A 19,903-nucleotide genomic window follows, 5' to 3' on the forward strand; every position below is an offset into this window, starting at 1 on the left:
ACTATTATATCATTTCCATTCCCCTTGCAAGGTAAAAGCCGCCCAATAATAGGGAGACTTCCATTTTTCCTGCTGCATCATTTCGATCTGTGCCGCCCTCAAAGCTGCCGCCGGCGCTAACTTTTGTTGCAGCATTTTTTGATAAAACTTTTGCATTAACACAGCAGTTCCTTCATCATCCACACTCCACAAACTCACCGCCACCCGCTGCGCCCCCGCATACATAAAACCCCTTGTTAATCCCACCATTCCTTCGCCTTTAACATTCTGTCCCATGCCCGATTGGCAAGCACTTAAAACCACTAAATTTGCCGCCAGTTTCAAGTTGAAAATATCCGTGAGGCGCAAAAAACCATTGACAAGATTGCCTTTGTCATCTACCATCGACATCAGAATTCCTGACAGTTCTGGATTTTGGCTGTTGGCAAGGCCGTGGGTGGCGAAGTGAACGATTTGATAATTGGCTAAATTTCCATCGGTAGCAGTAGTGCGACTGGCATCAAAATCAAATATTTGACGGCTAGAAGCTGAGGGGAATAAGCTGAATATTGTTTGGGCTTCTTGGCGGGTAAATGGTAGGCGTTCGGGCGGCCATTGCCGATTAGAAGCACGAAGCGATAGACTTAAACCGAGATTATTGAATGCTAGCTTTTCGGTAGTTTCCGGGGTAAGTTTTCCTTTGAGTCTGTCATCGTCGGGACTGAAAACCGGATCGGCTAAAATTGCTAAAGTTTGGCTTTGTGGTTTTCTGTCTCCGTAATTTTGCCTGAGAATGGCGAGACTTGAGGCAGAAGGCAGAGTGATAATTTCATGTTCGATAATTAAGGGAACATTGGTATTTTGTCCCCTGGTTGGGGAAATAGTTAAAGCTTGAAAAGGGGTATAGTGCAGCACGCCGTCGGGAACAATTAATAAACGTTTGTTTCCTAATTGGGCTGCTGCGGGTTGTAAAATCACTTGACCCAGATTTGCACTTGCTTGGGCAACTTGTTGGGGAATATCTCTCTGGATTGGGCTAGTTATTGCCTCTAGGAACTCCTTAGCTGCTGTTTCAATGTCAACCTGTTTTGGTAATTCATAGCTGGTTAGTCCGGTTGATGTCACAACCCACAAATAACTGCGGTCTTTGCCGAGGGAATACTGCAATAAAATCGTGTTTTCATCAAGAATCTGTTTCTGAATTTCAGGCAGCGTTAAAGGTTGGGGTTGGGTGAGGGCAGCGTAGCGGGGGCTGGTGGTACGAATTTGGGCTTGAATTTGCTGATATTGTTCCAAAAGTGCGAGGCGCTGTTTGTCGATTTCATCGATTTTAGTCGCGTTGGGATTGGGGGTGCTGAGTGTTACGATGCGCTGCTTTTCAATAGCATCTAGTTGCTGTTGCAGGCTCTTTTCTTGTTGCAGTAACTCGGGGGAAATACCTTCGCGAATGTTGGCGTTACTTTCAAAGAGGAGTTCGAGGAGGCTGCGAGCCCTCGAACGTTCGCTAGCTTCTAAGGCTTTAGTATCGTAACCGGATTTAGGATTAGTTTTGTGCAGTTGCATTAACAAATCGATGTAGAATTCGTAGGAGTCCTGTACTGTGGCAAAGTAGGAGCTGCGGAGTTCAGGGCTGGCAATTTTGGTGCGGAGGTTTTCGATGATTTTGATAGAGGATTCAATGTCGTTGAGGGCTTCGGAAAGATTGTTTTGGTCGCGTTTGACAGAAGCCATGCTGTAAAGGGTGAGAGCTTCCCCTGAGCGATCGCCTACTGCCCGAAATAGGGGAAGCGACTGGCTGTAATACTCTAGCGCTTTCTGTTGTTCTCCCAATTCTGAGTAGACACTGCCGATGTTCTTGAGGGTGGCAGCTTCCCCACCGCGATTGCCTACTGCCCGAGTTAGGGGAAGCGACTGGTTGTAATACTCTAGCGCTTTCTGTTGTTCTCCCAATTGTGAGTAGACACTGCCGATATTGTTGAGGGTGGCAGCTTCCCCTGAGCGATCGCCTACTGCCCGTCTCAGGGGAAGCGACTGGGTGTAATATTCTAGCGCTTTCTGTTTTTCTCCCAATTTTGAGTAGACATTGCCGATGTTATTGAGGGTGATAGCTTCCTGTGGGCGATCGCCTACTGCCCGAGTCAAGGGAAGCGACTGGGTGTAATACTCTAGCGCTTTCTGTTGTTCTCCCAATTGTGAGTAGACTAAGCCGATGTTATTGAGGGTGATAGCTTCCCCGCCGCGATCGTCGGTTGCCCGAGTCAGGGAAAGCGACTGGGTGTAATACTCTAACGCTTTCTGTTTTTCTCCCAATTCTGAGTAGACTAAGCCGATGCTGGTGAGGGTGACAGCTTCCCCACCGCGATTGCCTGTTGCCCGACTCAGGAGAAGCGACTGGGTGTAATACTCTAGCGCTTTCTGTTTTTCTCCCAAATCTGAGTAGACACCGCCGATGTTGTTGAGGGTGGCAGCTTCTCCCCTGCGATAGTCGGTTGCCCGCAATAGAGGAAGCGACTGGGTGTAATACTCTAGCGCTTTCTGTTTTTCTCCCAATTGTGAGTAGACACTGCCGATGTTAGTGAGGGTGGCAGCTTCCCCGGCGCGATCGCCCACTGCCCGCAATAGAGGAAGCGACTGGGTGTAATACTCTAGCGCTTTCTGTTTTTCTCCCAATTGTAAGTAGACAGTGCCGATGCTGGTGAGGGTGCGAGCTTCCCCACTGCGATCGCCGATTGCCCGTTTCAGAGACAGGGACTGGTTGTAATACTCTAGCGCTTTCTGTTTTTCTCCCAATTCATCGTAGACAGTGCCGATGCTGGTGAGGGCGGTAGCTTCCCAACGGCGATCGCCGAGGGTTCGACTCAGAGGAAGGGATTGGCTCCAATACTCTAATGCTTTCTGTTTCTCTCCCAAGTCTAAGTAGATTTTGGCAAGACCAAGGAGGCTAAGTGCTTGCCCTCTATTGTCGCCTGCTTGCCGAAACAGCTTTAATGCTTCTTCGCACTTGACGATCGCACTTCTTTTTGCTTGGGTCGTTCCTTGCTCGTACAGTTGTAGTCCTTCGTTTAATGCTTTTGCAGCACCTTCGTTACTGTTACTTTGTGCTGTTTGTACGACTTTGCCAACGGGTACGGCTACTGCCACTGGCTGACTTAGCAGAACCGAAAGTGTGATCGATATACCAGCCAAAAACCATTGAGCGCGATCGAACATAGCCACCCCTTTTGTATTTTTTTCAATTTTAGTCGCTAGCCTGCTTAGTGTTAAGGCAGGAAGAAGTCAGGGCGATCGGCATATTTGTTAGAGTGAACGAGTAGTGCGATTCCCTACGGGATAGCTACTCACGAACTTTTTCCCAGCATGAACAACATCCTAACTACCCCCGAGCCCGTAACAACCCACTGGGATTGCCCAGAATGCGGCGGCACCGGTACCCTGAGCCCAGACATTTGCCCTGTTTGTCTCGGAGCAAAATACATCGATGTCGCTACAATAACGAACTGGATGCTCGATTTCATGGAATCTCGCGGCTGCGATCCTGATGAAATCGAGCAATTGCGAACCGAAAACCCAGACCCGCTAACATTAACTTTTTGCCTCGAAATTTGTATCGCGCTTAAATAAACAACGAAAACTTATGTTATAATTTATAGCATTTAAAAAATAATGCCAATTTGAACTGAGATGAGCGCTATCAAAGCAGGACAAAAATACTCAAAAAACAATATCTATAAAGGCTTCAATTTTGAACAGCACAAACATTTGGGGCTATACATTAAACACCGGAGAGATGAAGCACTAAGCCTGAGTGTTGTATCTAGTTGGTGCTACGGTAAAACCTCAAAAGTTCGCAGGCTTGCTTGCAAGCTGCAGAGTGCATTGTCAACTCTTAAGTCTAACCTAGATGACATCGTTTGTGCTGAAGTCCCACCCAATCACGTTCTTTTCAGAAACGGCTACAACTCTGAAATTGATCCAATAGAATGCTACTACGGGCCAACTGAGTTCGCTGAACAGTGGGACAATGAGTTTAGCGCGGGGTTTAGAGAAGAATTTCATGAACAACCATCAGGAAAACTTTCTTTACCCCTGAATCTACCCAGACCATATAAAGGCTTCACGCTGGACGAACATCTCCACGTAGCTAGGATTATGTGTTGTCAGATTAGGCAGTCAGCAATCACAACCATCCTGATCTGGAATGCTTATGGAAGCAATTCTAAGGCAACCAAGGCAGCTTATAAATGGTGGAAAGCGGCAACTGCCCTAGTCTCAGAACTTCATGAAGTCTCAGGTGAGATTGGTATATATGCCACAACATATCCTAGTGACGAAGCCGATCGACTTGAGGTACAAATTGCTGCCGATCAGAGCTTTGCTGAGCCGCTGAGAATGCCATTGCAAAAATCTCTTCTTCAAAAGGCTGTGGTGGCTAATACCGGAAAAGTCACTAACGATACGTACAACCTGGATCTCGGATTGGATTGGCTAAAAGTCAACATCACTTATCCCTAATTACCAAATTCCCTATTCCCAATATTCAGTGTCCCTTAACCGGATGTTGACCGTAAAAAGGCAAAGCATCCGACCAATCAGGACGACTTCCCATTTTCCACTCCAAATAAGCCAATTCCAACACACTAGAAACCGACCAACCCAACTCGCTACCAACTTCAATTAACTGATAAGAATTTCCCCAATTATCCAACTTTTCTTGCCAAGATTCAGGAGTCATCACCGTATCAGGAAACAACTCAGTTAAACCAGAATCTTTGTTAACTGAATAAACCGCCCCAAACAATTGTCCGCGCTGTGCAGGCATTTGCAGCGCAATATCCTCTCTCAAAAGCCCCCCCTTAGCAAGGGGGGGTTCTAATTCCAAAAGCCCCTTAGTAAGGGGGGGTTCCGCCCAAGCCACAGCCGCCAAAGTTGAAACCGCAAAAACCGGAATATCCAACTGTTGAGCCAAAGTCCGCGCCGTAACCATTCCCATCCGAGTCCCCGTGAAACCTCCGGGCCCCTTCGCCACAGCAATAAAAGCCAAATCCGCCCAAGTTTGCGGCTGAATAAACTCGACTAAATACTGATGCAAATGAGTTGCTAAATCCCGATCCAAATTCCAAGTTTGGCAGCGAGAATCCCCGCCAAAATTGCTGATGGCTAAACCGAGCTCGCGACTAGCGGTGTGCAGGGCTAAGCCGTATTTTTTAACAGATGTTCCGTCTTGGGGATTGCTATTCACGATTACTGATAATTTTCCTTAACAAAAAACAGGGGTAAAGCCACAACTAAGCAACCCAAAAGAATGCCAAATATTCCCGTATTTAAAATCCTGGAATTCCCCATGCCCCCAGTCATCAAAAACAGCACAACTAAACTTGCGAATAAATTTTTATTGGCAAATTCTTTGTGTTGGGAAACTTGATGCTTCACCGTCATAAAACCCGACGTAACTATTAGCGCAAACCAAGAATTAAAAATTACTATTTGAGAGCCAAAGATAAACCAAACTAAGGCAAACATTAGCGCATCTATCCAAAAATCCTGAGTTTTCAACTTAGGCAGCCAAAATTCTTGGGTAGTAACAGGGGCGATTTTCTTGAGTAATTGATTGTGTTTCAGCCGCACGAGTTTGTTTCTCAATTGAATCTTGGGATCGATTTGCAATATTTGCTTCCACTCCGGGCGGCGAGAATTGTTGACTCTTCCCAACAGCTTCACGGCTGCGACTTTATTTAACTGCAAATCGGTGAGTCTGGTGGCAATTATTTGAGATAAGTGCGGATAGTAAACGGGGTTATCTTCGGTTCTGTTGATGACGATATTGAGCTGTTGCTTGGCTTGACTGACTTGGATTGTAACATTGTAGGGGGCGAGATCCTCTTGTAAAGCTTGCTGAATTTCGGCTTGCTGTTGGCGAGTAAAAAGCGACACACCGGGCGCAGGTGTAACCACCCGTTCTGCGGGCATTTCCGGCGCGTCTAGCACCGGCTGTGCGTCTAAATACACTGGTTTGGGGTTCAAGTGCCGGATGACTGCTGATGCTGAACTGTAGCGCCGATTGGTGGCACTTTGGAGCATGGTGTCGAGGATGCGGCCGAAATCATCGCTAACAGCAGTCTTCAAATAATTTCGCCAAGCCCAAGAATCCTCTGTACTGTCGAACAAATCGAAGGGAGGAATTTCAGTCAGCAAGTGAATGCAGGTAACGCCCAAACTGTAGATATCGCTAGCAAAAACTGCTTTCCCCATCAATTGTTCTGGGGCTGTATAAGCAGCACTGCCGATGATTGTACCAGTTGGCTGCAAGCCGTTTGCTGTTACTTTCTTAGCTGCACCAAAGTCTACTAAAACAATATCTTTTTGGAAAGGAGAGGGTTGATAGGAATTTTCTAAGGCGGGTAAAGGGGCTGGAGATAGGCGGCGGCGAATTATATTTTCGGGTTTGATATCGCGGTGAATGACTTTGGATTTGTGGACGAAGTGGAGCACTGGCAATAAATCGTTGAGAATTTGCCGAATTTGAGTTTCGGTGAATGCTCCTTTTTGTTCTAATTCTCGGGCTAGGTTTTTGCCGTCTATAAATTCTTGTACTAAATACTGTCTCCCGTCTTGTTCAAAATGCGCGATTAATTCGGGAATCTGGGGATGTTTGCCCAAGGTTTCTAGCTGGGCTGCTTCTTGGTGAAATAGTTGAGCGGCTTTTTCGGCTGCGGTATTTTGCGGAAAAAATTGCTTGATTACGCACTGCGAAAAAATCAGGGGTTTGGTTTCATCAACTGCTAGAAATGTTCGGCCAAAGCCTCCTTGCCCGATCGGCTTTATGGTTCGGTAGCGAGATGCTGATGGCGTTTCTGCGTCAAAAGTTAACAACAAATTGGAGCCGCAACTTTGGCACAATTCTGCATCCCCTGGGTTGTGCGGATTCTGACAAGTTGGGTTTAAGCAATAGCACATTGGATTTTAGATTTTAGATTTTAGATTTTAGATTTTTAATTGGGAATGGGGAATGGGGAATTGGGCATCGGGCATCGGTAATTGAAAATTGAAAATTGGGAATTGAATATTGGAAATTGAAAATTGAAAAGCGGGTAAAAAGAAGAAACAAGAAAATGAGATCGTTTTATTTTTTGGTTCTTCCTTCTTCCTTCTTCCCTCTTCCTTCTTCCTTCTTCCTTAAGTCGGGACGAGTTCGCCTGGCCGCAATTTTGCCCATTTGCCGGTCTCTTGCTTGAAACTCTGACACCCCACTACATCCCATTCCATTTCAATTTCGTCTTGGCGGGGACGGATGTTGACGTTGATGGTGGGTTCTACGGGGTCGAAATCGGGTGTTTCGGTGAGGTGAAGCTGTTCGTGCTGTTCTTCTACGGCGTGGTAGGTGAAGCAGCGGTCTACATAGTGGCAGTTAATACAAATACACATTCTTGATATCCTCTGTGCATTTCAAAAAGATTGGTGAAATTTGAGCTTTCTGTTAATCTAGCGTAGCAAGAGTTTAATTGTTTGTAAGTTTGTAGATTTTTGTTGCAATGCCGATTAATTTGCCCTCTTCATTATCTCCTAATACTTGGCCGTTTGATTTGAAACTGCTGACACCGCCTGCTTATCTGGTGGGCGGTGCGGTACGGGATGCGTTGCTGGGCCGCCGATCGCACTATTTTGACTTGGATTTTGTCATGCTAACACGGGCGGTGAAGACTGCTCGAAAAATTGCCGATCGCACGAATGGTGGATTTGTCTTGTTGGATGCGGAACGCCAAATTGCGCGGGTGGTGTTTGCGGGCGGTACGGTGGATTTGGCGCAAGCGGAAGGGGGGAGTCTGGAGGGGGATTTGCTGCGCCGAGATTTTCGGATAAATGCGATCGCCTACAATCCTTTTACAGGAGAAATCATCGATCCTTTGGACGGTCAAACTGATTTGCGGTTGGGTGTGCTGCGGATGATTTCGCGGTCAAATTTGGAGGACGATCCGCTGAGGTTATTAAGAGCTTACCGCCAAGCGGCACAGTTGGGTTTTGCGATCGAACCTGAAACTCAATCGGCCATTCGAGAATTAGCGCCGCTGTTGAGTCGGGTAGCGGTGGAACGGGTGCGGACGGAATTGGGTTATTTGTTGAGCAATCCTAACGGTGTTCCTTGGATTTGTCGCGGTTGCGAAGATGGTTTGTTTTCGATTTGGTTTGAAAGTGCGATCGACCGTTTTGATATTTTGACAAAAATTGACGCCTCTGCTGACAAATTAGGGGCAATTTACCCGGAATTAGGGAAGGAATTCGGGCGTCAGATTAGAGATACAATTAAAACGCCTTTGTTGGCTGTGGCGAAGTTGGCTATTTTGGCAGATTCCGACCCGACAATGGCTGAAACGCAGTTGCTGCGGTTGAAGTACAGCAATGTGGAGATTAAAAGTGCGATCGGGCTTTTGAAATACTTGCCACAATTGCAAGCAAAACCTATTGCGGAAATGTCTTTGCGAGAACAGTATTTTTTGTTTCGGGATGTGGGAATAGTATTTCCCGTTTTAACGGTTTTGGGGGTGGCTGCGGGAGTTGCGGTTGAGGATATTTCACTGTTAATTAATCGCTATCTGGATGCTGATGATATTATTGCTCATCCCACACAATTAGTTAGCGGCAATGATTTAATGGAATATTTGAAATTGCCCAGAAGTCCGCGCATCGGTCAATTTTTAATGGAGATTCAATTAGCGCGAGTGGAGGGTAGAATTGCAACTCGCGAAGATGCGCTGAAATTGGCGGCAGAGTTGGTTAATCAGTCAGTTTAAATTGATAAATTTCAGAAATTAGAACGGGCAAGATGCCCATTCCACAAAATTTAACTTTCCCGTGGGGTGGGTTTCTAGCCCGCCCTAAGAAGTTAGTTTACAATGCTAAAAAATCAGAATCTTAAACAACATTTTTTAATTCTTCCGGCAATTCAAACTTGCCATCGTCACCCGGTTCAAACTCAACAACTTTCAACACAGCATCAACATTCAGCGGCCCGTAAATGTGCGGGTAATTATCACCCGCCGCCAATTCATACTTAAGTTCAGCTTGCACTTTGTCCGAGTCAATCCAAAGCAGCAGCAATCCTGTTTGTCCCACAAAAAATTTATTAGCAGATCTAAGAACTTGTGGCAGAGTCGAACAGTGGATAAATCCTTCAGTATCTAGCGTATCGCCGCGATAGGATTGAACCTGTTTTGCTTCTTCCCACTGTTGGCTGCGGGTGATGTGAAAAATAATGCTCATGATTGAATAAATTCTAGGTTTAATTGAGAATTGGCAGCAAAATTTGAGAGGGACAATTCCCGCCACAACTTACTGTCAGCGTGATAATTTTAGCATCGATCGTCCGGGCTTCACCGGGAGGCGCGCCCGTTCCCGGATTCACGTCGTAAGCGGGAAAACAAGCCGCACTCAAACTCAGACGCAACGCATTACCTTTGGCAATTTGCATACAAGTTGCTTGCAGCACAATTCTTACAGGTGTTTCGCCTGAATTCACCCGCACGTAACCTTGACTAAAATTGTAAACGCTGCCACTATCTTTGACCTCAGAAAGTATCGCACACAAATCAAAACTCGGCGCATCGGCGGTACAAAATACTTCGACAATTATATCTCCAGCTAAGTGCAAATCTGCTGTTAGCGGTGCCGAAGTGTATGTTAACACATCGGTGCGGCAGTCAATAGTCGATCGCTCCATCGAACCGGCAGGAAATGCAGCGTGACCTCCGAAGGATGGCACGGGCCGCCAAGGGTCATGGACGAATAGATCCTCAGTGCAAACATCCGAGCAACTCTCTGTTAAAATACCCGCATCTTCTCTCATCGCGGCAAGTCCATTACTTGCTAAAAAATAAGATTTATGATTATTAGGCCATTTATCAAATTTCCGCCAATCATTCCTCCCCATCTCAAATAGCGAAATCGGCCGTTCGTCTAATATTCCTGTATCAACTCCTTTGAGGAAGCGATCGAACCAGCGAATTTGCAACTCATCCACAGGATTTGAAGCTGCAAAACCATAATCCAACGCTCCAACTTTTCGCCCCCAAGGTAAATGCGCCCAAGGGCCAATTATCAAATGCTGCGGACAGGAACTCCGGCTCGCCATTTCCTTGTAAAGATGGATTGTTCCCCGCAAATAAGTATCAAACCAACCGCCAATGTGTAGCATTGGCAAGTCTAAATCTTTGATGTTTGGCGATAAGTTTTCCCAATAGTCGTTGGGTCGATAATTATCCAACCAATCGTGGTAATATAAGTCGGTGGCAAGATTTTTAATAATCTCAGGACGGGCGGGTAAACTATCGTATAGCGGGAGATTTCTCGAAGCTGCATAAAAGGCTGGATAGGCAGAAATATCGCCTTTTAAGCGAGCGGTTTCTGCGGCTAGCTGAATGGCCCAGCCGAGATTTGATTGCAGACAAAATGCGCCGCCTTCATAGGCCCAATCTGCGTATAAATTGCCGCCTACCATTGCCGGACAAATTGTTATTAATGCGCTGGGTTTAGCCGCCGCCGCATAGAGTTGAGTCATGCCTTGGTAGGAAAAACCGTACATTCCGACTTTGCCGTTACTTCCCGGCAAATTAGCTGCCCAATTGACGCTATCAAAACCGTCTTGTGTTTCGCTAACAAATAGGTTAAATTCGCCTTCGGAAGTGCCGCGTCCCCGCACGTCTTGGATAACAACGATGTAGCCGTGTTTGGCGTACCATGCGGGATGGGAATATACTACTGTAGAGGCGATCGCCCTTCCGTAAGGTTGCCGCATTAATAATACTGGAAATTCGCCCTCCGCATCAGGGCGGTAGATGTCAGCATCTAAACGAACCCCATCTTTAGTTAGCATTGACGCTGTTTCTTTCGGACAAAGTTTCAGCATAAATCCTAAAAAACATCAAATAAAAAAGTTTGTAGTAAGGGCTTTAGTGCTTCTTCTAAGGATGGAAACCCTGACTACAAACCTGATGAAATAGTTTTCATCTAAGCACTCAACTCCTTACTACAAACCTAGCAGGATACGAGTACATCCGATCGCCTGAGAACTCTCATATCTTCCTCATCGAGTTCGACTGGTGTGCCGCTGCGAATTAGTTCTACAAAATCCTCATTCGGCACCATGATGCACAAAGTGTACAAACGTTCACTGCCCGTGTTCTCAATTAGGTGAGTGCCTGTTGGAGGCACTAACAAACTATCTCCCGGTTGAATACCAACTGTTTTGCCGTCGCAGGTTGCTTGCCCTTTGCCTTTGAGTACAAAAAACATTTCTACTGCGAATTGATGGCGGTTGGGAGGAGTTTTGCCGCCCACATCGAAAATTTCCACGCAAACAGTTAACGAAACATTAGCTGTTACCGGATCGAAGACGATAGCTAATCTATTAGTATCGCCCGGACTGATGCGAAATGCTTGGTAGTCTTTCGGAGACTTTATAACAGGAATCACGCACTGGTTTGTCATTTTTTTATTGTTAGTTGTCAGTGGTTATGTTTCTGCTGTCATTAGTGAGAATCCAGAGTCATTAGTCCGCCGCTCAACCTCCAAAGTTTATTAATTTCACAGGAGAGTTCGCTGTCAGAGCAGGAAGCGAGATATATAGGCTTTGCTGTACGGGACTCTCGCACTCCTAAAAAACGCTTTTTATACTCCAGAGGGATACTCCCCTGATGACTGCTATTTAATTGCTTCTAACATAGCCTGAGAATCCGACAAAAAACCAAAACATTGTTTAACGTTATAAAGAGTAGCTTGCCAGCAATACTCGGGAGATGTCGTAGCTGTACAATCTTTGACTAAAATACAGTCGTAACCGAGGAAATTAGCATCTTGCAGGGTAGCCATGACGCACTGATCGGCGTTTACTCCTCCGAAGAAAAGTGTAGTTCTGCCGAGGTTCCGCAAGATACTATCTAAAGGAGTATCCCAAAAGCCGCTCATCCGATATTTATCAACACAAATATCCTCCGATTTTGGTTTTAATTCATCGACAACCTGCGCCGCCCAACTCCCTGCCATCAGTACAGGTGCGTTGTTTTTTGGCAGCGGATCTCCCAAACCTACGCCGTCGCCTGTGGGATTGTAAACGTGACGGGAAGCTGCACTAATATTGAGCAAATCGGGGCGGTTCCCCCAGTTAATCCAAATAATTGGTATTGCGTGCGATCGCAATTTTGGCAGCAAATTTGTTAAAGGATTAATTGGAGTTCTGGCGGGCGTTACATCTACGCCAATATGTGCTAGCCAACCGTCGGGATGACAGAAATCGTTTTGCATATCTATCACCAACATTGCTGCTTTTGCTAAGTCCAAACGCAGAGTTTTAGTTTCTGTTTCAAGGGTAACAGGTTGAGGCGCGATCGGGGATCGGGTGATATCAGCAATTTTGGCATCAACTTTCCAAGCATTCGGCGGTACGCCCAAAGTGCGGAGAGAATCAGGATTCATATAGATTGTGAGTCAAAAACAATTTCAATCTTATAACTATTTGATGGTTACTAACTTGTCCTATCTTAAATCTTTGTTATAATTAAGTATCCGTGGCAACTTTTTTATAACTTTTAGGATTTATTAACTTTATTACAGTTGGGCGCTCGCAAATCTTAGCGCCTGGGAATCATACAATAAAAATCCATATAAATTTACAAATCTCTTTTCATAAAATATGATGCCCTCCTTGGCTACAATATCAAGTACCATTAGATACCCTATTTTAGGGAACAATCACCACCCTTAAACGTTAGTTAAATTATCGCCTACAGCCTCAAACAAAAAATATAGATCACAATAAAGGCAGTCAAAGTAAATTAATTAACACAGGTAAGTCATAATAGTAAAATAAGATAACTCCACAACTAGAGATAACAGTTATGTCTTAGAAAACCAGGCTGGCTACTGCCGCCATCATTACATTAGCAATTTTCGCAGGATTAGTGCCGCCACTAAAAATTAACGCAATCAACCTCGCAAATCCCAATCACTCAGAAATTGTAGCCATGACACCCCCTAACAACCAGAGAAATGTAGACGCCAGACTTGTTGCAGCTAATACCAAATTTGGTTTTAACTTGTTCCACACCCTCACCAAACAACAGCCGAATCAAAATATCTTTATTTCCCCTACTTCTGTCGCCCTCGCACTGTCAATGACATACAACGGAGTTAGCGGAGCAACCAAACAAGAAATGACAAAAGTTCTCGAATTTACGGGAATGACTCCGCAAGAAATCAACGCAGCAAATCAAGCTTTGCAAAATAGTTTGCAGAAAGTTGACCCCAATGTCCAAGTATTAATTGCCAACTCGCTTTGGGCGAAACAAGGCTTCTCCTTAAAACCAGAATTTCTGCAAATAAATCAAGAATACTACAAGGCTAATCTGAGCGAACTCGACTTTATGAATCCGCAAGCTATTAGCATCATTAACAATTGGGTGAGCCAAAAAACTCAAGGAAAAATTGATCAAATAGTCGAGGAAATTAGCCCTGCTCAAGTCTTGTTTTTGATTAACGCAATTTATTTCAAAGGCAACTGGCAAACGCCCTTTGATAAATCTCAAACTGCCAACAAAACTTTTTCTTTAAGCGACGGCAGTTCAAAACAGCATCCGATGATGTCTCAGACAGCCATTTATGGGTACTACGAAACAGACAAATTTGAAGCAGTTAGTTTACCTTACGGCAAAGAAGGTTCTGTGAGTATGTATATTTTTTTGCCCAGGCTCAATAGCAACTTGGAAACTTTTTTGCAGGAATTAACAGCCGAAAACTGGAATAAATGGATGCAAGAATTTAGAGAAATAAATTGTATAATTGAAATACCCCGCTTCACAATGGAGTATAAAGTTGAACTCAAAAGCACACTCATAGCTTTGGGAATGGCAGGAATTTTTGAAATCTCAAAAGCCGATTTTTCTCCGATGACGGATGACAACGTAGCAGTAGCTTCAGTAAAACACAAAACATTTGTCGAAGTGAACGAAGAAGGTACAGAAGCAGCCGCAGTGACTTCCATCGAGTTATTCAGAAGTTTGCCTTTTCTAATGAATGTAAACCGTCCCTTCTTTTGTGCCATTCAAGACGATACTACAGGAACAATATTATTTATGGGTACAATCGTTGACCCGAAATAATATCAAAAATAGTAGGTGCGTCAGGAAATGTTCGATCGACTTTTAATACAATAACCCTAGCTGGCGCACCCTACCAAGCTAATTATACGGTAAAATATCAGTCTAAAAATAATCATATTTGCGACAAATTGATGATTAAATTGCACAAATGGCAGCGGATACTGGCTTTAATAGTTGTTTTTACGATCGCCCTTACCTCCTCCGCGATTTTATCCCCCCGTCTCTTGGCTCAAACCCCGCCCAAAACCCCAGCAACCGAATTGCGCGGCGTCTGGCTGACGAACATTGACAGCGACGTTATTTTCTCTCGCAACAACATCATTGACGCTGTAAATCGACTCGATCAACTCAATTTCAATACCATCTATCCCACGGTGTGGCAAGGAGGCTATACGCTTTATCCCAGCGCTGCCGCCGAACGAGTATTCGGACAGTCGATCGACCCATCGCCCGAATTGAAAGATCGAGACATCCTCCAAGAAATTATAGCACAATCCCGCCAAAAAGGTATAGCAGTAATCCCCTGGTTTGAGTTTGGTTTCATGGCTCCCGCCGAATCGGAATTAGCCACACTTCACCCCGACTGGCTGGCGCACCGGCGCGACGGTTCAACTATTTGGAAAGAAGGCAAACACGAGCGAGTTTGGCTGAATCCCTTTCATCCCGAAGTCCAGCAATTTATCTTAGATTTAATCCTAGAAATTGTCGATAATTATGATATAGATGGCATTCAATTTGACGACCATTTCGGCTTGCCAGTAGAATTTGGCTACGAGCCACTAACAATGTTAATGTATCAGGAACAAATCAAAAGCCCTCCCTCCGACGATGCCCGTGAAACCTTCTGGGTGCGCTGGCGTGCGGACAAAATTAACGACTTCATGGGGCGAGTTTCCCGCGCCATCAAATCCCGCAAAGAAAAATGTATTGTCAGCTTATCTCCGAACCCTTTTCACTTTTCTTTACCCGCCCACTTGCAGGACTGGTTTACCTGGGAAAGACGCGGCTACATCCAAGAAATTGTGTTGCAGGTTTATCGCAGCGATATCAAGCGTTTTAGTGCCGAACTGGAACGGGAAGAAGTAAAATTAGCTAAACTTCACATTCCAACTGCGATCGGCATTTTGACTGGTCTTAAAAATAATTCTGTACCCCTAAAACAAATTCAAGAACAAATGCAAGAAGTGCGAAAAAGAAATTTCGCGGGCGTGTCGTTCTTTTTCTACGAAAGTTTGTCGAATTGGGCTAATGAAACCCCTGAACAGCGCAATTCGGCATTGCAAGAATTCTTTCCCACAAAAATGCAGCGTCAGCCATCCGAAGGCACAAGTTAAAACCTACAGTTAAAATGAGAAAAAGCATACAGCGCTTAGGAATTGTCATCTTATCTTTGACCGCTTTCTTAACAATTGGCTATCTAACTCCGAGAAAGTGGGGAAATTACTCGCAAGCAGATTGCACAATCTCTCTATACATTTCTAAGGAAGGCATCCACACCGAAATCATCGTTCCCGTTAAAAATGAATATTTTGACTGGAATCAATTCTTACCGCTAACAGAAATAGGGCGGGATGTCACTTTTGATTATAAATATTTGTCTTTTGGCTGGGGAGATCGAGCTTTTATGTTGGAAACTCCCACATCAGGAAGTATCAACCCAGTTACAGCTTTCAAAGCCCTATTTCTCCCTACTCCCTCTACCGTACACGTTCAAAGTTATCGGAGTGTCCCCCAAAGTATAGAAACCAAATGTGTTAAAATTAGCAGCAAAAATTATATTAAGATGGTTAATTATATTAAAAAATCCTTTCAACTAGACGCAGCAGGTAATAAAATAAAAATTAGCTACGGCTACGACAACAGCGATAGTTTTTATGAATCAAAAGGCAGCTACTCTATTTTGAGAACTTGCAACGACTGGACTGCCGAAGCTTTGCAAAAAGCTGATGTCAATACTCCTTTATGGTCTACGTTTTCTTCTGCGATTATGTTTCATTTAAATAGCGGTTGCGAATGTAAAAAATAAATGGTAATCGGTAATACCATTTTAGATTTTAGATTTTAGATTTTAGAATTCGGAATGAATGATTATGTAGGGGTTGGGAGATTGCCTAAAGTTGCATTCTTTTATTTAGCTGGTATAATTACCAATTTGAGGAAAAATTATGAATGTAATTCCAGCGATCGACTTATTGGATGGAAAATGCGTCAGATTGTATCAGGGAGACTACGCGAAGTCTCAAACTTTTAACGACAACCCCGTCGCAGTCGCCAGACAGTGGGTAAATGAAGGCGCAACCATGCTGCATTTAGTAGACCTCGACGGCGCCAAAGCAGGTCATCCCGTCAACCAAGCAGCCATTGAAGCGATCGTCCGATCAGTAGACGTTCCCTGTCAAGTAGGTGGGGGAATGCGCGATCGTGCTTCTGTTGCTGCTATCCTCAATTTAGGCGTTCGGCGCGTCATTCTCGGCACTGTCGCCGTCGAAAAACCGCAATTAGTAGGCGAATTGTGCGCCGAATTTCCCGGCCAAATTCTGGTTGGCATCGATGCCAGAAATGGTAAAGTTGCGACTAGAGGCTGGCTAGAAACTTCGGAAGTTTTAGCAACAGAATTGGCGCAAAAAATGGCCGAGTTAGGGGCGGCTGAAATTATTTACACCGACATTCACCGCGACGGTACTATGGAAGGGCCGAATTTGGAATCTTTGCGCGAAATTGCTAACGCTATTTCGATTCCGGTGATTGCTTCCGGTGGCGTTAGTTCTATCGCAGATTTGTTGAGTTTGTTGGCTTTGGAACCAATTGGTGTCAAAAGTGCGATCGTCGGTAGGGCAATTTATACCGGCGATATCTTGCTAAAAGAAGCAATTCAAGCAGTCGGACAAGGGCGGTGGCAGGATGTACCGCCAGATTTGGGTTCTTCGAGTTTTGCTTGATCGTCATGTGGAGTTAACTGGCTACCCAATATGTAACAGTTATCAATTTTCTGACTCACAATCAACAGTCATCAGTCAACAGTCAACAGTCAACAGTCAACAGTCAACAGTCAACAGTCAGCGTAGAATCGTCTTTCTTACCATAATCGTACCCATGTTTTTGAACCATACAATTACAGCTTTAAGTTCTGGGATGGCATCCCTAGTTGATCCCATACCTTTGTTAGCAACTGTCGAGGCAGAAAATTCGCCGATCGTTATGAGCGGAGTTTTGCTCAGTTTGGTAGTGATTTATCTCGCCAGTAAAATCGGCGCGGAAGTAGCTCTAAAATTGGATTTTCCGCCGGTTTTGGGTGAACTTGTAGCAGGGGTGATTATTGGAATATCTGCTTTACACTTGATCGTTTTTCCCGGAAGCGAGCTGTCAGCATCCAACTCAGGGATTATGACTGTTCTGCAATCGATTAATCATCTATCCCCTGCCGCACTCACGAGTGTCTTTGAATCGCAGAGTGAAGTCATTGCAGTGCTAGCTGAATTAGGCGTGATTATTCTGCTGTTTGAAATTGGCTTAGAGTCGGATCTCAAACAACTCAAGCAAGTTGGAATTCAAGCTACCGTTGTCGCCTGCGTAGGTGTGGCAGTTCCCTTTGCCGCTGGTACTGCGGGCTTGATGATAATTTTCCACACGGCAGCAATTCCAGCAATTTTTGCGGGGGCAGCTTTGACGGCAACCAGCATTGGAATTACATCTAAAGTGTTGTCTGATTTAGGACAACTGAACTCTAAAGAAGGTCAAATTATTGTCGGTGCGGCGGTGATTGATGATGTGTTGGGAATTATTGTCCTGGCTGTTGTCGCCAGTTTAGCCAAAACCGGGGAGATTGATGTTGTTAATGTCATCTATTTGATTGTCAGTGCAACTGTTTTTCTGCTAGGTTCGATTCTGTTGGGGGGCATCTTCGACAAAACCTTCTCGGCGGTGGTGGGTCAACTCAAAACTCGCGGCAATATTATCATCCCGGCATTTATTTTTGCCTACTTCATGGCTTTTCTGGGCAATGCAATTCATCTGGAAGCGATTTTGGGTGCCTTTGCTGCGGGCTTGGTGTTGGATGAAAGCGATGCCCGCCAGGAGTTGGATGAAATGGTGAAACCCATCGCCGATTTATTTGTACCCATCTTTTTTGTAACGGTGGGGGCTCGGGCGGATTTGGGGGTTTTGAACCCAACAGTGCCGGATAATCGGGCGGGACTTTTGATTGCCGTATTTTTGATTGTGGTTGCGATTTTGGGCAAGATCGTAACAGGTTGGGTGGTGTTTGGTCAGCCTGGAATCAATCGATTGGCGATCGGAGTGGGGATGATTCCTCGGGGCGAAGTCGGGTTAGTTTTTGCCGGCATCGGTTCGGCGAGTGGGGTTTTGGATAAACCGTTAGAAGTCTCGATTATTATCATGGTGATTCTGACAACTTTTTTGGCTCCGCCTTTTCTGCGGATTGCCTTTGGCGATACGGTAGAGCCTCCTGCTAGTGGGGAACTTTCTAGCGAGAAAATCGTTTGATAGAGGGAATTTGAGTCTGGACGATCGACTGATTTAGAAACAAATGTCGATCGTCCAAATTTATTTAGCCCTAATCATAAGTCCTAAGTTGTGAGAAGCGACTACAACTTGACTTTCAACTGATAACAATTGTCAGCGAGTTTAATCAGTTCGCCCAGACGCCAGCTACCCTGATCGTTCAAAAATTCCGCTAGTTGATTCGGGATGGCTTCTAGGCCCAGAAATGCCCCGCTGATGGCACAAGCCATTGCTGCGGTGGTATCCACATCGCCACCGACGGCGATGCTAGTGCAGAGAGTTTCCCAGTAATCTTGAGGCGTTCTCAAAAACGCATATAAACTCCACAAGACGCTACCGACTACAAAAGGGGAAATTCCTTGCCAAGAGTGCTCGTAGTTTGACGGGAGTCCAGCTCTAGAAATCAACTCTACGGCTGACTCTGGAGGCAATTTGACCCAATCAATCAAATCTTTGAGCAAAGCAGCAAAGGAAGGATCTACTTCTCCTACCCATTCGCTCAGTTGACCGAGAAATGGCTCAGTTTCAATCATGTCAGATTGAAGCGCGCTCGCCACAGCCCCGGCGATCGCCACAGCCCCGGCAGAACACCGCGAATCTTGATGGGTGATGCGCCCTTGATCGCAAGCAGCTTGTACAAGCTGGGACGGGCGATCGTAGAATATTAAGCCGATCGGTCCAGCCCTCATCGCACTGCCATTACCAGCATTGGGAGCACGAGTACCAGCTTCTTGCCAAGCAACGCCCCGAATCAGGCGGTTTGCAGCTTCTTCTGTCGATCGACCGCGCCCGACAATGCGCTGTTGAGCGAAAATGTCAGCAATACGGGTGGCGTAGTCGCTGGGGTCGAATTCGCCACAAGCGAGGTAGCTTTGGAGGAGTTCGCGGGCGAGTTGGGAGTCGTCGGTGTATTGACCAAAAGGAAAGCCGAAGCGATCGCGATCTTTGATTTTTTTGAGTCTAACTTCGTAGCTAACAAAGTTTTGGCAAACTTCGGGAGGATAGCCTTCTACTCTACAGCCTATAGCGTCGCCGAGACACTGACCGATCAGACAACCTCTAAATTGTTCGAGACGCGGGACTGCCATTTATGTAGTTTTAAGTATGTCGATCTAATCTTATGTTAAATCCCCGACTTCTTAAAGCCTGCTGTAAAGAGTCAGAGCGCCCGCTGCTAGCATTAACTACTTGTCTACCCCTTTTTTTTCTTGAATTTGAGCTGACCACTTTTCTTTTATTTACCCAAATCATTCAGAAGC

The 19,903-nt window shown here is 45.2% G+C and carries 17 protein-coding genes; 8 read left to right on the forward strand and 9 right to left on the reverse strand.

Features of this window, described 5'->3' with window-relative positions:
• Positions 1-9: 9 nt before the first annotated feature.
• A complete protein-coding gene (locus QUA04_RS11245; RefSeq protein ID WP_333256768.1) occupies positions 10-3,189 on the reverse strand; it encodes a tetratricopeptide repeat protein in 3,180 nt (1,059 codons plus the stop codon).
• A 147-nt stretch (positions 3,190-3,336) separates the two neighbouring features.
• Here QUA04_RS11245 and QUA04_RS11250 point away from each other — a divergent pair, with 147 nt between their 5' ends.
• Together QUA04_RS11250 and QUA04_RS11255 are read left to right on the forward strand one after the other, a co-directional pair.
• Complete coding sequence (locus QUA04_RS11250) at positions 3,337-3,600, forward strand: hypothetical protein (RefSeq protein ID WP_333256771.1); 264 nt, start codon at positions 3,337-3,339, stop codon at positions 3,598-3,600.
• Positions 3,601-3,660: 60 nt separating this feature from the next.
• Positions 3,661-4,491 (forward strand): hypothetical protein, encoded by an 831-nt coding sequence (locus QUA04_RS11255; protein WP_333256774.1) that lies wholly within the window; start codon positions 3,661-3,663, stop codon positions 4,489-4,491.
• A gap of 25 nt (positions 4,492-4,516) precedes the next feature.
• Here the strand turns inward: QUA04_RS11255 and tsaB are convergent, their stop codons facing one another.
• The 3 genes from tsaB to QUA04_RS11270 all read right to left on the reverse strand — a co-directional run bounded on the left by tsaB (position 4,517) and on the right by QUA04_RS11270 (position 7,401).
• Positions 4,517-5,218, reverse strand: a complete 702-nt coding sequence (gene tsaB / locus QUA04_RS11260) for a tRNA (adenosine(37)-N6)-threonylcarbamoyltransferase complex dimerization subunit type 1 TsaB (protein ID WP_333256776.1) — start codon at positions 5,216-5,218, stop codon at positions 4,517-4,519.
• 2 nt (positions 5,219-5,220) lie between these two features.
• Complete coding sequence (locus QUA04_RS11265; RefSeq protein ID WP_333256779.1) at positions 5,221-6,933, reverse strand: serine/threonine-protein kinase; 1,713 nt, start codon at positions 6,931-6,933, stop codon at positions 5,221-5,223.
• 219 nt (positions 6,934-7,152) lie between these two features.
• Complete coding sequence (locus QUA04_RS11270) at positions 7,153-7,401, reverse strand: Ycf34 family protein (protein WP_006632635.1); 249 nt, start codon at positions 7,399-7,401, stop codon at positions 7,153-7,155.
• Positions 7,402-7,508: 107 nt separating this feature from the next.
• Here QUA04_RS11270 and QUA04_RS11275 point away from each other — a divergent pair, with 107 nt between their 5' ends.
• On the forward strand, positions 7,509-8,765 hold the full coding sequence (locus QUA04_RS11275) for a CCA tRNA nucleotidyltransferase (protein WP_333256782.1): 1,257 nt from the start codon (positions 7,509-7,511) through the stop codon (positions 8,763-8,765).
• A gap of 121 nt (positions 8,766-8,886) precedes the next feature.
• Here QUA04_RS11275 and QUA04_RS11280 read toward each other — a convergent pair whose 3' ends face one another.
• The 4 genes from QUA04_RS11280 to QUA04_RS11295 form a co-directional block, all read right to left on the reverse strand.
• Positions 8,887-9,234: a DUF952 domain-containing protein gene (locus QUA04_RS11280; protein ID WP_333256785.1), complete on the reverse strand. Its 348-nt coding sequence runs from the start codon at positions 9,232-9,234 to the stop codon at positions 8,887-8,889.
• 19 nt (positions 9,235-9,253) lie between these two features.
• Positions 9,254-10,843, reverse strand: a complete 1,590-nt coding sequence (locus QUA04_RS11285; RefSeq protein WP_333256788.1) for a CocE/NonD family hydrolase — start codon at positions 10,841-10,843, stop codon at positions 9,254-9,256.
• 161 nt (positions 10,844-11,004) lie between these two features.
• On the reverse strand, positions 11,005-11,457 hold the full coding sequence (locus QUA04_RS11290) for a cupin domain-containing protein (RefSeq protein ID WP_333256791.1): 453 nt from the start codon (positions 11,455-11,457) through the stop codon (positions 11,005-11,007).
• 213 nt (positions 11,458-11,670) lie between these two features.
• Positions 11,671-12,441, reverse strand: coding sequence for a cysteine hydrolase family protein (locus tag QUA04_RS11295; RefSeq protein ID WP_333256793.1), 771 nt, complete (start codon positions 12,439-12,441; stop codon positions 11,671-11,673).
• A 548-nt stretch (positions 12,442-12,989) separates the two neighbouring features.
• Here QUA04_RS11295 and QUA04_RS11300 point away from each other — a divergent pair.
• The 5 genes from QUA04_RS11300 to QUA04_RS11320 all read left to right on the forward strand — a co-directional run bounded on the left by QUA04_RS11300 (position 12,990) and on the right by QUA04_RS11320 (position 18,626).
• Entirely contained in the window at positions 12,990-14,123 is a 1,134-nt protein-coding gene (locus QUA04_RS11300; protein ID WP_333256796.1) for a serpin family protein, read from the forward strand.
• Between the two features lie 131 nt (positions 14,124-14,254).
• A complete protein-coding gene (locus QUA04_RS11305; protein ID WP_333256800.1) occupies positions 14,255-15,457 on the forward strand; it encodes a glycoside hydrolase family 10 protein in 1,203 nt (400 codons plus the stop codon).
• A gap of 14 nt (positions 15,458-15,471) precedes the next feature.
• Positions 15,472-16,149 (forward strand): TIGR02117 family protein, encoded by a 678-nt coding sequence (locus QUA04_RS11310; protein ID WP_333256803.1) that lies wholly within the window; start codon positions 15,472-15,474, stop codon positions 16,147-16,149.
• Positions 16,150-16,288: 139 nt separating this feature from the next.
• Positions 16,289-17,062, forward strand: coding sequence for a 1-(5-phosphoribosyl)-5-[(5-phosphoribosylamino)methylideneamino]imidazole-4-carboxamide isomerase (gene hisA, locus QUA04_RS11315; RefSeq protein ID WP_333256806.1), 774 nt, complete (start codon positions 16,289-16,291; stop codon positions 17,060-17,062).
• Positions 17,063-17,216: 154 nt separating this feature from the next.
• Complete coding sequence (locus QUA04_RS11320; protein WP_445242315.1) at positions 17,217-18,626, forward strand: cation:proton antiporter; 1,410 nt, start codon at positions 17,217-17,219, stop codon at positions 18,624-18,626.
• A gap of 101 nt (positions 18,627-18,727) precedes the next feature.
• Here QUA04_RS11320 and QUA04_RS11325 read toward each other — a convergent pair whose 3' ends face one another.
• Complete coding sequence (locus QUA04_RS11325) at positions 18,728-19,732, reverse strand: ADP-ribosylglycohydrolase family protein (RefSeq protein WP_333256809.1); 1,005 nt, start codon at positions 19,730-19,732, stop codon at positions 18,728-18,730.
• Between the last annotated feature and the right edge of the window lie 171 nt (positions 19,733-19,903).

It is taken from the genome of Microcoleus sp. S13_C5 (genome assembly GCF_036700845.1).
In the GTDB taxonomy this organism is placed as follows: domain Bacteria; phylum Cyanobacteriota; class Cyanobacteriia; order Cyanobacteriales; family Microcoleaceae; genus Microcoleus.